We start from the raw sequence: 13487 nt of genomic DNA, 5'->3' as shown, positions 1-13487 counted from the left end.
CACCATGGCGGACCAATACCTGCTCTCCATCGACAACGGCACGCAGAGCGTGCGGGCGTTGCTGTTCGATTTGAACGGCAACCTCGCCGCCAAGTCGCAAATCCATCTGCAAGCGTACTTCTCCGAGCACCCCGGCTGGGCCGAACATGACGCCGAAGGCTACTGGAGCGCGGTGGCGGCGGCCTGCCAGCAGCTCTGGCGATCCACCGACATCCCGCGTGGCGCCGTCAAAGGCGTGGCCGTTACCACCCAGCGCGGCACCGTGGTGAATCTGGACCGTGACGGCAAGGTGCTGCGGCCCGCCATCACCTGGCTGGATCAGCGTCGCGTGGGCAGGCAAAGGCCGCTCAGCTGGTGGTGGCGCGCCGCGTTCAAGGCCGCGCGCGTGGAGGGCACCATCGAATACTTCCGCCGCGAAGCGGAAATCAACTGGATCGCCGAGCATCAACCCGAGATCTGGGCGCGGACCCACAAGTATCTGCTGTTGTCCGGTTTCCTCAACTATCGCCTGTGCGGGCGCCATGTCGACTCGACCGGTTCGCAGGTCGCCTACCTGCCGTTCGATTACAAGCGCCACCAGTGGGCCGGCGCGCGCGACTGGAAGTGGCAAGCGCTCAAAGTCCGGGCCGATATGCTGCCGGAGCTGGTGGCGCCGGGCACCGTCATCGGCGCCATCACCGCCGCTGCCGCCGAAGCGACCGGCATCCCGCAAGGCACGCCGCTGGTGGCCGCCGCCGCCGACAAGGCCTGCGAAGTGATCGGCGCCGGCAGCCTGGACCCGCACATCGCCTGCCTGAGCTACGGCACCACGGCCACCATCAACACCACCAGCAAAAAATACATCGAGGTGACGCCCTTCATTCCGCCCTATCCGGCGGCGGTGCCGGGCGCGTACAGCACCGAGGTGCAGATCTTTCGCGGTTACTGGATGGTCAACTGGTTCAAGGAGCAGTTCGGCCATCTGGAACAAATGGCTGGCGCGGAGCAGGGCATGGCGCCGGAAGCGATGTTCGATCAGCTGGTGAATGAGGTGCCTCCCGGATCAATGGGGCTGATGCTGCAGCCGTACTGGAGTCCCGGCATTCGCATACCGGGGCCCGAGGCCAAGGGGGCGATGATCGGCTTTGGCGATGTTCACACGCGCGCCCATATGTACCGGGCGATCCTCGAAGGCCTGGCCTACGCGCTGAGAGAGGGGAAGGAGCGGATTGAAAAGCGCAGCGGCGTCCCGGTGACGGAACTGCGCATCGCCGGCGGCGGTTCCCAGAGCGACGCCGCCATGCAGCTGACCGCGGACATCTTCGGCCTGCCGGCCGCGCGCGCGCATGTTTACGAGACCTCGGGGCTGGGCGCGGCGATTGCGATTGCCGCGGGCCTTAGCCTGCACCAGGACTTCGATACGGCGACCCGCGCCATGACGCGCCCGGGCCGCATATTCCATCCGATCGCCGCCAACCAGAAAATCTACGACCAGCTATACCGGCGCGTCTACCTGCGGATGTACAGGCAGCTGCAGCCGATGTACCAGCAGATCGCCGACATCACCGGCTACCCGGAACAGCTTTAGTTTTAGCGCATCACCAGGGACTTGACGGCTGCCAGCGAGGCGCCGCCGGTCTTGGTGGTTTGCACCTGATTGCGGCCGCCTTCCTTGGCGGCGTACATGGCGCGGTCGGCGGCCACGAACAGGGACTCGGTGTTGTCCAGCTGGTGCGGGTGGATGGTCGCCACGCCGATGCTGACGGTGAGCCATGCCGACGTGGTCGAACGCGGATGCGGAATCTGCAAGGACTCGATGTGGGCGCGGATCGATTCCGCCAGCAGGTGGGCGGAATCGCCATCGGTCTCGGCGAACAGGATCACGAACTCCTCCCCGCCATAGCGTGCCGCCAGGTCGGTCGGCCGCAGCGCGTGCGAGGCGATGGCCTGCGCCACCTGCTGCAGGCAGGCGTCGCCGGCGGGGTGCCCCAGCGTGTCGTTGTATAGCTTGAAATGGTCGACGTCCAGCACCACCAGCGACAAAGGCTGGCCGCTGCGCATGGCGCGCTGCCATTCCTTCTCCAGGAAGGTGTCGAAGTGGCGGCGGTTGGCGATCTTGGTCAGCGGGTCCACCATGGCGGCGCGCTGCAAGGCGTCTTCCGATTGCTTGTGGTGGGTGATGTCGTGCAGCAGGCCGATAAACAGCGGCTGGCGCAAATACATCGGCGTCAGCGTCAGGTCCATGCATACCGAGCTGCCATTGCGGTGGCGGATGATGACCTCGCGCGTGCCGTGGTTGTGCGCCGACTGCGGCGCCGCCGCGTAGCGGGCGAAGTAGTCCAGGTATTCCTGTGCCACCAAAGGGTTCAGCAGGTCGTGGATGCTGCGCCCCGCCAGCGGCTCCATCTGGTAGCCCAGGTATTTGTCGCAGGCCGGGTTGGTCATCTGGATGCGGCCGTCGGCCTCGAAAATCAGCAGGCCCTCGGCCATGTTGTTGACGATGGTGCGCAGGCGCTCGGCCTGTTCTTCGTGCGTTTCGCTCTTGTTGCGGATCTGGAGCTGGGTGCGCACGCGCGCGCAGACCTCCGCCATGCGCAGCGGCTTGCTGATGTAATCCACCGCGCCGATGTCGAAGCCCGCCACCACGTCCTCGGTCTCGGTGCGCGCGCTCATGAAGATGATGGGGATGCGCTGCGTGGCGGACTGGCTTTTCAGCTGGCGGCAGGTCTCGTAGCCGTCCATCCCGGGCATCATGATGTCGAGCAGGATCAGATCCGGATGCACGCGGCGTGCGATTTTCAGCGCGCGCTCGCCGGTGGTGGCGACAAAGGTCTGATAGCCTTGCTGGACCATCAGCTTGCGCAGCGCGCCGAGATTCTCCGGCGCGTCATCCACGATCAGGATCGCGGCATCGCGCCGCGTGGCATAACTCAGACTTCCAGGATTCATTGCGATTCGCCTTTAACCGGGTGGGTTGCGTTGGCGTGAGTCGTCCGTCGCGCGGGTTGGCGGCGGAGGGGGCAAGCGAGGGTGACTGGTGCGCGTTTCAACAAAGGCAGGCCTGACTTGAAAGTGACTATCCGTCCAAATCATACCGCTTTGCCAGCGTTGTCGGGGAAAAAATATCCGATGTTTTTTTGAGTATTGTCTCGGTGTTATCGGGCCGGGCCAGACTAGCGCCTAATGGTGTAAGTAATGTTGGCGGGATGTTAAAGGATGGCGCGGTTTTTGTGACTATTGGTGATAAAGTCGCGGCCGGCCGTGTTGTATTTTTGTGGGCGGCGAGCGCCGCCCACGGAAGCTGCTTAGATCTTGGCGGCGATCAGTTTGCCGAGGATCTCGATGCCCTGGCGGATGCGTTCCGGCGGCACGGTCACGAACGACAGGCGCAGGGTGTTGGTCGCCGGCTCGTTGGCGTAGAACGGCGAGCCTGGCACGAAGGCCACCTTCTGCGCGATCGCCTCATCCAGCAGTTTCATCGCGTCGATGTGCTTCGGCAGGGTCACCCAGATGAACATGCCGCCTTCGGGCTTGGTCCATTCGACGCCGGCCGGGAAGTGCTGCGCCATCGCGTCCAGCATCACCTGGCACTGGTTGCCGTACAGGGTGCGGATTTTCGGGATGTGCTGGTCGAGGAAGCCATCCTTCACCACTTCGTGCACCACCATTTGCGTCAGCTGCGAGGTGTGCAGGTCGGCGGCCTGCTTGGCCAGTTCCAGGCGGCGCGCCAGCGGCAGCGGGGCGCATACGTAGCCCAGGCGGATGCCGGGGGTCAGCACCTTGGAGAAGGAGCCCATGTAGATCACGCCGTCCGGGTTCATCGCCACCATCTTCGGCGATGGCGCGCCGTTGTAGCTCAAGGCGCCGTATGGATCGTCCTCGATCAGCGGCAGGCCCAGACGGGCGCAGGTCTCAACCAGTTCCTGGCGGCGCTCGACGGACAGCGAGCGGCCGGTCGGGTTCTGGAAGTTAGGCAGGGAGTACAGCAGGCGCGCGCCTTCCGCCACTTTGTCGATCGACGACGGCACCAGGCCATGGTCGTCGGTGTCCACCGATTTGAATTCGGGCAGGTAGACCGAGAACGCTTGCAGGGCGCCCAGGTAGGACGGGGTTTCAACCAGCACGCGGCTGCCTTCGTCGATCAGCACCTTGCCCAGCAGGTCCAGCGCCTGCTGCGAGCCCGAGGTCATCAGGATTTGTTCCGGCACGATCTTGGCGCCGCCGGTGGACAGCGAATCAGCGATCCATTGGCGCAGCGGGGTGTAGCCGTCGGTCGGGCCGTATTGCAGGGCCACTTTGCCGTTCTCGGTCAGCACCTTGTCGTAGGCCGCTTTCATTTCGTCGACCGGGAAGGTGGCTGGCGAAGGCAGGCCGCCGGCGAAGGAGATGATCTCTGGCTGCTGCGTGATCTTCAGGATCTCGCGGATGAACGAAGCCTGCAGCTGCTCGGCGCGTTCAGCGAAGCGCCATTGGATCGGGTTTTGATTTTCGATTTTCATACGTGTCTCACTAAGAGGATGTAATCAGCGCGCTTGTGGCGTGCTTTTATAAAAGGAACGGCAGCGGGTAAGCTGCCGCCCGCTTACGCGACTTCCGCGATCAATTCGATTTCGACGCAGGCGCCAAGCGGGATTTGGGCGACACCGAAGGCGGAGCGGGCGTGTTTGCCGGCATCGCCGAATACTTCGCCCAGCAATTCGGAGGCGCCGTTGGTGACCAGGTGCTGTTCGGTGTAGTCAGGCGTCGAGTTCACGAGGCTCATGACTTTGACGATGCGCTTGACGCGATTCAGGTCGCCGCCGACGGCCGCCTGCAGGGTGCCGATCAGGTCGATGGCGATGGCGCGCGCGGCGGCCTTGCCTTCCGCGGTGTCGATGTTCTTGCCCAACTGGCCCACCCACACGCTGCCGTCCGCGCGCTTGGCGATGTGCCCGGATAGGAAGACCAGATTGCCGGTTTGGGCGTACATGACGTAGGCGGCGGCAGGAGTGGCTGGTGCTGCCAGGGTGATATCAAGCGCTTTCAGTTTTTCGTAAACAGACATGTGGATTTCCAGTTGCGGTTGTTATGTTATGTGTTGAGACTGATATTGTACTCTTGCCGGGGTGGATGCTCACAATTGAGGCAAAATCAAGATACTGTATGGTGTCAGCCGCGTTTTACCTGCATTTTACGGCCCGCGCCCACCACCGCGATGACGGCGATTGCGAAGACCAGGGTTTGCCATTCCAGCGCTTCGCCCAGCACCACTGTGGCGGCCAGTACAGATAAAAACGGCTGGACCAACTGTACTTGTCCCACCCGCGCCACTCCGCCCAGCGCCATGCCGCGATACCAGAAGAAGAAACCGATAAACATTGAAAATATGGAAACGTAGGCGAAGCCGGTCCACGCCGCGGCCGCAGCATGCTGGATTTGCGCGGCTTCCCGCCAGCTGATCCAGCCGACCACCGGCAGCAGCGGCGGCGCGGCCAGCACCAGCGCCCAGCAGATGGTCTGCTGTCCGCCCAGCGTTTGCGACAGGCGGCCGCCAGCGGCATAGCCCATGGCGGCGGCCAGCACCGCCAGGAAGATGGCCAGGTCCGCCGCGTGCAAACCGCCGCCGCTCTGGCGCAGCGCAAAGCCGACCACCAGCACAGAGCCTAGGATGGCCATGATCCAGAAACCCCGGGACGGCTTTTCGCCGCCCAGCAGGGCCGCGAAGACGGCGGTGGCCAGCGGCAGCACGCCGACCAGTACAGCGCCGTGGGCCGCCGGCAGGCTGCGCATTGCGATGGAGGTCAGCCAGGGGAAACCGATCACGCAGCCGCCAGCCACCATGGCCAGCGCGGGCAGGGCGGAGCGCGGCGGCAGAGGGGCGCGTTTCCACAGCAGCCAGCCGCCGGCCAATACGGCGGCGGCCAGGGCGCGGCCGAGGGCGACGAACATCGGGGACAGGCCCGCCCCGGCGCTGGCCTCGGCGCCGCCCACCGCCAGCCGGGTGAAGGGCAGGGTAAGGCTGAAGATGGCCACGCCGATCAATCCGAGCAGCATGCCGGTGGTTTCGTCGCTCAGGCGGCGATGGGTGGTGAGGATGGGCGTGGTGGGATTCATGGCTTCATCGTACGTGACAAAACCAGTACAGTGCCAGTACACTTGACAACATAATTCATCATACTGTTACGGTAAAATGACCAATACACGATCACGCACTTCGTTGTTGGGCGCAGCCGCGGCGGCCGCCGCCGAGGCAGTCAATGAGGCGCTGGCCGCCGCGCAGGCCCGCGAGGCGCGCGCACTGGCCGCCCCGGCGCCGGGGCCGGCGGTCGCTTCCGTGCCCGTGCCGGCTTCCGCCGCGCGCGGTGGCGCGGGGCGCACGGCGGCGCGCGTGCCAGAGCCGGCGCCGGCGGGGCGGGGCGCGGGACCGGCGTTCGGCCTGCTGCTGCGCGCATCTGGCGAGACCCTGATCGACCAGATTGTCCGTTCGGTGGCGGCCCGCATCGACGACCGCCTGCTGCGCGGCGGCGCGCGCATGCCCTCGATCCGCGCCTTCGCCGCCTCGCACAACGTGTCCGCCTTCACCGTGGTGGCCGCGTACGACAAGCTGGTGGCCACCGGCTATCTGGAATCGCGCCGAGGCGCCGGCTTCTTCGTGCGCGAACGCCCGGCCATGGCGCTCAATCCGGCCGAGGGCGGGGCGGCGGCGACGCCGCTGCGCGCCGCCCATTCCGGCTTCGAGGCCAAGCCCATCGACGTGGTCTGGCTGGTGCGGAATATGTTCCGCCAGATGCCGCACCAGCAGATGCCCGGCTCCGGCGTGCTGCCGCCCGAGTGGCTGGACGGCCCGGCCATCGCCAACGCGCTGCGCGCCGTCAGCCGCCAGAACCCCAACCTCCTGTTAAGCTACGGCGTGCCGCAAGGCTTCCTGCCGCTGCGCCAGCAACTGCAGCACAAACTGGCCGAACTTGAAATCGCCGCCGCGCCGGAGCAAATCGTCACCACCGCCGGCGTCACGCAGGCGCTGGACATGGTGGCGCGTGAATTCACCCGTCCCGGCGACACCATCTTCGTCGACGACCCGGCCTGGTTCCTGATGTTCGGCTCCTTCGCCGCATTGGGCGCGAAGGTGATCGGCATCCCGCGCCTGGCCGACGGCCCGGACATCGCCCGCCTGGCCGAGCTGGCGGCGCTGCACAAGCCCAAGCTGTACATCATCAACTCCGTGCTGCACAACCCCAGTTCCACCTCGCTGTCGGCTGCCAAGGCGTTCCAGGTGCTGCGGCTGTCGGAGGAACACGGCTTCCTGATCGTGGAGGACGACATCTACTGCGACCTGCATCCCGGCAGCGCGGTGCAGCCGGCCACGCGGCTGGCGGCGCTGGACCAGCTGCATCGGGTGATCTACCTGGGCGGCTTCTCCAAGACCATGGCCGCCAACCTGCGCGTGGGCTACATCGCCACCTCGGTCGAACGCGCCGAGCGCCTGGCCGACCGCAAGATGCTGTCCACCCTGACCACCAGCGACATCGGCGAGCGCGTGGTCTATAAAGTGCTGTCCGAAGGCTCCTACCGCAAGCACGCGGACCGCATGCGCGGGCGGCTGGACGCGATCCGCGCCAAGACCCTGCGCCAGATGGAGCGTGTGGGCCTGAAAGTCGACGCCTCGCCGCCGGCCGGCATGTTCGTCTGGGTCGACGCCGGCTGCGACACCAACGTGCTGACCGAGCGCGCCATGGCGCACAACCTGCTGCTGGCGCCGGGCAGCCTGTTCTCGCCCAAGCAGCTGCCGTCCACGCGCATGCGCCTGAACGTGGCGGCGATGCAGGAGCCGGCCATCTGGCGCTTCCTGGAAAAGGAGCTCTTGAAATAGCTTCGACCATCCCCATCTTGGCAAAATCTTAACCAAAAGACTATTTAAAAATGGCTGATACTGAAAAACAAACCCTTGGATTCCAGGCCGAAGTGAAACAGCTGTTGCAGCTGATGATCCACTCCCTGTACTCGAACAAAGAGATCTTCCTGCGCGAACTGATCTCCAACGCCTCCGACGCATCGGACAAGCTGCGTTTTGAAGCCATCAACAACGACGCCCTGTACGGCAACGACCATGAACTGAAGATCAAGGTCAGCTTCGACAAGGCGGCGCGCACCATCACCATCTCCGACAACGGCATCGGCATGAGCCGCGACGAGGCGATCTCGCACCTCGGCACCATCGCCAAATCGGGCACCAAGGAGTTCTTCGGCAAGCTGTCCGGCGACCAGCAGCAGGACGCGGCCCTGATCGGCCAGTTCGGCGTGGGCTTCTACTCGGGCTTCATCGTGGCCGACAAGATCACCGTCGAATCGCGCCGCGCCGGAGCCAGCGCCTCGGAAGGCGTACGCTGGGAATCGACCGGCGAGGGCGATTACTCGGTCGAGCAGATCGAGAAAACCAATCGCGGCACCGACATCATCCTGCACCTGCGCGAAGGCGAGGACGAGCTGCTGTCGTCGTGGAAGATCAAATCCATCATCCGCAAATACTCCGACCACATCTCGCTGCCTATCGTGATGCAGAAGGAGGAGTGGGACGACGAGAAGAAGGAAACCGTCCTCAAAGACGAACTGGAAACCGTCAACCAGGCCAGTGCGCTGTGGGCGCGCAGCAAATCCGACATCACGCCGGAGCAGTACGACGAATTCTACAAGCACGTCTCGCACGACTTCCAGGCGCCGCTGACCCACACCCACAACCGCGTCGAAGGCCGCAGCGAGTACACCCAGCTGCTGTACATCCCGGCCAAGGCGCCGTTCGACCTGTGGGACCGCAACAAGCGCGGCGGCATCAAGCTGTACGTCAAGCGCGTGTTCATCATGGACGACGCCGAGCAGCTGATGCCGACCTATCTGCGCTTCGTCAAAGGGGTGATCGATTCGGCCGACCTGCCGCTGAACGTCTCGCGCGAAATCCTGCAGGAGTCGCGTGACGTGAAAGTGATCCGCGACGGCTCGACCAAGCGCGTGATCGGCATGCTGGAAGAACTGGCCAACGCCGAGGAACAGGAAAAGAAAGACAAGTACGCGACCTTCTGGACCGAGTTTGGCCAGGTGCTGAAAGAGGGCATCGGCGAGGACGCGGCCAACAAGGACCGCCTGGCCAAGCTGCTGCGCTTCGCCTCCACCGCCAACGACAGCGACCAGCAAATCACGTCGCTGGAGCAGTACCTCGCGCGCGCCAAGGAAGGCCAGGACAAGATCTACTACGTCACCGCCGACAACTACGTGGCGGCGAAAAACAGCCCGCACCTGGAAATCTTCCGCAAGAAAGGCGTGGAAGTGCTGCTGCTGACCGACCGCGTCGACGAGTGGATGCTGTCGTTCCTGACCGAGTTTGAAGGCAAGGAACTGGTGTCGGTGGCCAAGGGCGGCCTGGACCTGGGCAAACTGGAAGACGAAGCCGAGAAGAAGGAGCACGAGGAGACCGAGACCCAGTACAAGGATCTGGTCGCCAAGATGAAGGAAGTGCTGGCCGACAAAGCCAAGGACGTGCGCGTCACCTTCCGCCTGACCGATTCGCCGGCCTGCCTGGTGGCGGATGAGCACGAGCTGTCGGGCAACCTGCTGCGCATGCTGAAGGCGGCGGGCCAGGCGGCGCCGGAGTCCAAGCCTATCCTGGAAATCAATCCGGACCACCCGCTGGTGCAGCGTCTTAAGAACGAGGAGGTGGCCAGCTCGTTCAATGACTGGTCCAACCTGCTGTTCGATCAGGCACTGCTGGCCGAAGGCGGCTCGCTGAGCGATCCGGCCTCGTTCGTGAAGCGCCTGAACGAATTGCTGCTGGCGAAATAAGGCCGAATCCGGGGTCAGGTCCGAATGCCGCCAAGTTAAAAGCCGTAATTCCCGCCTGCGCGGGAATTACGGCTCATCAGTTTGCGTTCAAAAAAGGCTTAACTTAGCGGCGTTAGCGGGCGTTAGGGTCAGGCGTTAGGGTCAGGTCCTCCATTTCTACACGAGCCCAGCGCTATCGCAAGATACAGCTGGGGCCGTGTAGAATTGGAGGACCTGACCCCGGAGTTTTTATGAAGAAATCCGCACTCGCGCTGGCTGTTCTGGCCTGCGCTTTCCTGTCCGCTTACGCGCAAAATCCCCTGCCCAGCGAAACGCCGGACGAATTCAAGGCGCCGGTCGATAGCTTCGATTACGTCAAGCGCGCGGTCATGATTCCGATGCGCGACGGCGTCAAGCTCAATACCGTGATTGTGATCCCGCGCAAGGCCCGCGACGCGCCCATGCTGCTCACGCGCACGCCCTACAACGCCGCCGAGATGGTCAATCACGCCGAGAACGCGCAGATGGAGTCCATCCTGCAGGGCTACGACAACCAGCCGGACGTGATCGTCAAGGGCGGTTATATCCGCGTGGTGCAGGATGTGCGCGGCAAGTACGGCTCCGAGGGCGATTATGTGATGAACCGCCCGATGGCCGGCTCGCCGTTCAACCCCACCGCCATCGACCATTCCACCGACACCTGGGATACCATCGAGTGGCTCAGCAAGAATGTGCCGGAGTCCAACGGCAAGGTCGGCATCATCGGCGGTTCCTACGATGGCTATCTGCCGCTGATCGCGCTGGTCAATCCGCATCCGGCGCTGAAGGTGGCGGTGCCGATGAATCCGATGGTGGACGGCTGGCGCGGCGACGATTGGTTCCACCACGGCGCGTTCCGGCAAATTAACCTCGGCTATATTCTGGAACAGGTGGTCACGCGCCGCAACGACGCGCGCTGGTTCACCAGCCACTACGACGATTACGATATGTATCTGCGCGCCGGCTCGGCCGGCGAACTGGCGCGCCAGCGCGGCGTCGAGCAGAGCGGCTTCTGGCGCAAGGTGGTGGCCCATCCGGCCTACGACGAGTTCTGGCAGAGCCAGGCGGTCGACAAGATCCTCGCCAAACAGCCGGTGACGGTGCCGACCCTGCTGGTGCACGGCCTGTGGGATGCGGAGGACATCTACGGCGCCATCGCGGTCTACAAGGCGATCAAGCCGAACGACAAGGACAACAAGGTGTTCCTGGCGATCGGGCCATGGAACCACGGCGGCCAGGATGGCGATGCCAGCAAGCTGGGGCCGATCAAGTTCAACAGCGACACCGGCCTGCACTTCCGCGAGCAGATCCTGATGCCTTTCCTTGACCGTTATCTGAAGGATGACGCATCGGCGCCAGCCATCGCGCCAGTCAACGCATTCGAGACCGGCACCAACAAATGGCGCGCGCTCGACAGCTGGCCGGCCGGTTGCGCGACAGGCTGCTTTATCGCGCCGGCCACGCTGCGCCTGGCCGCCAATGCGCGGCTGAACCTGACCAATAGCGCGCCCACGCCGCTGGCGGCGCCGGCGCAAAAGAACGCCTACGACGAATATATCTCCGATCCGGCCAAGCCGGTGCCGTTCCGCCAGCGGCCGATCCCGCCGTTCGGTTACGACGAGGCCAAGGGCCAGACCTGGCCGCGCTGGCTGGTCGACGACCAGCGCGAGGCCTCGGGCCGCACCGATGTGCTGACTTACACCACCGGCGTGCTGACCGCGCCGGTGAAGATCAGCGGCGAGCCGGTGGCCCATCTGCTGGCCTCAACCAGCGGCACCGACGCCGACTGGGTGGTCAAGCTGATCGATGTGTATCCGGACCAGGTGGCGGCGCAGCCTGAGCTGGGCGGATACCAGTTGATGATTTCGGCCGATATTTTCCGTGGCCGCTATCGCGAAAACCCGGCGCAGGCCAAGCCGCTCGCCGCCAACACGCCGCTGCCATACCGCTTCGCGCTGCCGACCGCCAACCATGTGTTCCTGCCGGGCCATCGCATCATGGTGCAGATCCAGTCCAGCTGGTTCCCGCTGTATGACCGCAATCCGCAGACCTTCGTGCAGAATATCTTCCACGCCCAGCCTGCGGATTACAGGAAAGCCACCCAGCGCATCTATCACGACAGCTATATCGAGCTGCCGCTGGTCGGCGCCAGCGTCAGGTAGCCCCGGTCTTGCGGCGGCGCGCCAGCAGCAGGACGGCCGGCACGCCCAGTCCCAGCATGGCGAAGCTGGCCGGCTCCGGCACCGCCCGGACCGGGGCGAAGAAGCCGCGGATCTCACCGTCCGGCGCGGCCATGCTGTGGATGTTGAGGTAGGCCGTGCCGGCGTTCAGGCCGGCGAAGAAGGCCGCCTCGGCGCCGGCCGTGGTGCCGCCGTGCGCGCTCAGGAACAAGGGGTTCCAGGTCGCGGCCAGGGAGGTGTCGAAGGTATGGCTGTAGGCGCCGGTGGCGACGCCCAGCGGGAAACCAGTCAACGAGGGCGTGATGGCGCCGGCCAGGCCGTCGCCGGGATCGGCGGTGCAGCAGTGGATGTGGGCGGCGGTGCTCTGGCCCAGCAGGCCGGCGAAGGCCACGCCCAGTTCCAGCACATGGGCGGCCGGATCAAACGTGATGGCGGCCGCGCCGATGCCGGGCGAGCTGTTGGCCGGCACTTCCTTGGCGCCGGTCAGGATGGTGGTGTGGGTGGCGGCGTTGGCCATGCCGGCCGCCGCCGCGCCGATGCACAGCAGGCTCGCTGCTGCCCAGTTGCGTACGTGTTGTTTCATAGACCCTCCCTGTTAAGTGTTTAGCTTAGAGAGGGCCGGCGCGCGCGAGTTCCCGGATCAGAGCGCCGTGCGGAGTGCAAATAGTTCGGGGAACAGCACCACGTCCAGCATCTTGCGCAGGTAGCTGACGCCGGCCGTGCCGCCGGTGCCGGTCTTGAAGCCGATGATGCGCTCCACCGTGCTCACGTGGCGGAAGCGCCAGAAGCGGAACGCGGTTTCCATGTCCACCAGTTTCTCGGCCAGTTCGTACAGCGCCCAGTAGCGGGTCGGGTCGCGGTAGACTTCCAGCCAGGCTTGCTGCACCGAGTCGTCGGCCACCGTCGGCTGGGTCGGGTCGACGTTGAGGCGCGCCTCGGAAATCGGCAGGCCGTTGCGGGCCAGCAGCCTGACGGCTTCGTCGTAGATCGATGGCGTGGCCAGCGCCTGTTGCAGCAGCGGGAATTCGGGCGTGGTGGCGTGGACGTTGAGCAGGGCCGCGTTCTTGTTACCGAGGATGAATTCGATCTCGCGGTACTGGTAGGACTGGAAGCCGGACGATGCGCCTAGGTAGGGGCGGATCGCCGTGTATTCCGGCGGCGTCATGGTGGCCAGCACGTCCCAGGCGTGCACCAGCTGGTCCATGATGCGGGCCACCCGCGCCAGCATCTTGAAGGCCGGCGGCAGGTCGTCGGTCTGGATGTGGGTGCGCACCGCGCGCATCTCGTGCAGCATCAGCTTCATCCACAGTTCGCTGGTCTGGTGCTGGATGATGAACAGCATCTCGTTGTGATTCGGCGACAGCGGGTGCTGGGCGTGCAGGATCTGGTTCAGGCCCAGGTAGTCGCCGTAGCTCATGTCGTTGCTGAAGTCCATTTGGGCGCCGTGCCACTCACCACCGGCCGCGCCATGCATCGGGCATTTATTTTCGCTCATATTGT

The 13487-nt window shown here is 64.6% G+C and carries 10 protein-coding genes; 4 read left to right on the top strand and 6 right to left on the bottom strand.

Annotated elements, in window-relative coordinates; all coding sequences use genetic code 11:
• Positions 1-4: 4 nt before the first annotated feature.
• Complete coding sequence (locus FHW83_RS02055; protein ID WP_176644683.1) at positions 5-1567, top strand: FGGY-family carbohydrate kinase; 1563 nt, start codon at positions 5-7, stop codon at positions 1565-1567.
• Positions 1568-1569: 2 nt separating this feature from the next.
• Here FHW83_RS02055 and FHW83_RS02050 read toward each other — a convergent pair whose 3' ends face one another.
• The 4 genes from FHW83_RS02050 to FHW83_RS02035 all read right to left on the bottom strand — a co-directional run bounded on the left by FHW83_RS02050 (position 1570) and on the right by FHW83_RS02035 (position 6072).
• Positions 1570-2928, bottom strand: coding sequence for a diguanylate cyclase domain-containing protein (locus FHW83_RS02050; RefSeq protein ID WP_176644682.1), 1359 nt, complete (start codon positions 2926-2928; stop codon positions 1570-1572).
• 356 nt (positions 2929-3284) lie between these two features.
• Positions 3285-4478 (bottom strand): PLP-dependent aminotransferase family protein, encoded by a 1194-nt coding sequence (locus FHW83_RS02045; RefSeq protein WP_176644681.1) that lies wholly within the window; start codon positions 4476-4478, stop codon positions 3285-3287.
• Positions 4479-4561: 83 nt separating this feature from the next.
• Positions 4562-5023, bottom strand: coding sequence for a RidA family protein (locus FHW83_RS02040; protein ID WP_154382907.1), 462 nt, complete (start codon positions 5021-5023; stop codon positions 4562-4564).
• 104 nt (positions 5024-5127) lie between these two features.
• Positions 5128-6072 carry a DMT family transporter gene (locus FHW83_RS02035; protein WP_229223980.1) on the bottom strand — a complete coding sequence of 315 codons (945 nt, stop codon included), beginning with the start codon at positions 6070-6072 and terminating at the stop codon, positions 5128-5130.
• Between the two features lie 76 nt (positions 6073-6148).
• Between FHW83_RS02035 and FHW83_RS02030 the strand changes: the two genes are divergently transcribed.
• From FHW83_RS02030 to FHW83_RS02020, 3 genes are all read left to right on the top strand, one after another.
• Positions 6149-7828, top strand: coding sequence for a PLP-dependent aminotransferase family protein (locus FHW83_RS02030; protein WP_229223979.1), 1680 nt, complete (start codon positions 6149-6151; stop codon positions 7826-7828).
• Between the two features lie 50 nt (positions 7829-7878).
• Positions 7879-9789 (top strand): molecular chaperone HtpG, encoded by a 1911-nt coding sequence (htpG, locus tag FHW83_RS02025; RefSeq protein WP_176644680.1) that lies wholly within the window; start codon positions 7879-7881, stop codon positions 9787-9789.
• 230 nt (positions 9790-10019) lie between these two features.
• The gene (locus tag FHW83_RS02020; RefSeq protein ID WP_176644679.1) at positions 10020-11969 is read left to right on the top strand and encodes a CocE/NonD family hydrolase; all 1950 of its coding nucleotides are present in this window, start codon (positions 10020-10022) and stop codon (positions 11967-11969) included.
• Here FHW83_RS02020 and FHW83_RS02015 read toward each other — a convergent pair.
• Both FHW83_RS02015 and kynA read right to left on the bottom strand, forming a co-directional pair.
• Positions 11962-12570, bottom strand: coding sequence for a CHRD domain-containing protein (locus FHW83_RS02015; RefSeq protein ID WP_176644678.1), 609 nt, complete (start codon positions 12568-12570; stop codon positions 11962-11964). The two genes, FHW83_RS02020 and FHW83_RS02015, sit on opposite strands and share 8 nt — an antisense overlap.
• A gap of 57 nt (positions 12571-12627) precedes the next feature.
• Complete coding sequence (gene kynA, locus FHW83_RS02010) at positions 12628-13482, bottom strand: tryptophan 2,3-dioxygenase (RefSeq protein WP_176644677.1); 855 nt, start codon at positions 13480-13482, stop codon at positions 12628-12630.
• Between the last annotated feature and the right edge of the window lie 5 nt (positions 13483-13487).

The organism is Duganella sp. SG902 (assembly GCF_013376005.1).
Lineage (GTDB): Bacteria > Pseudomonadota > Gammaproteobacteria > Burkholderiales > Burkholderiaceae_D > Rugamonas.
Note: the sequence above shows the minus strand (reverse complement) of the source record. Positions and strands in the feature narration are given on the sequence as shown.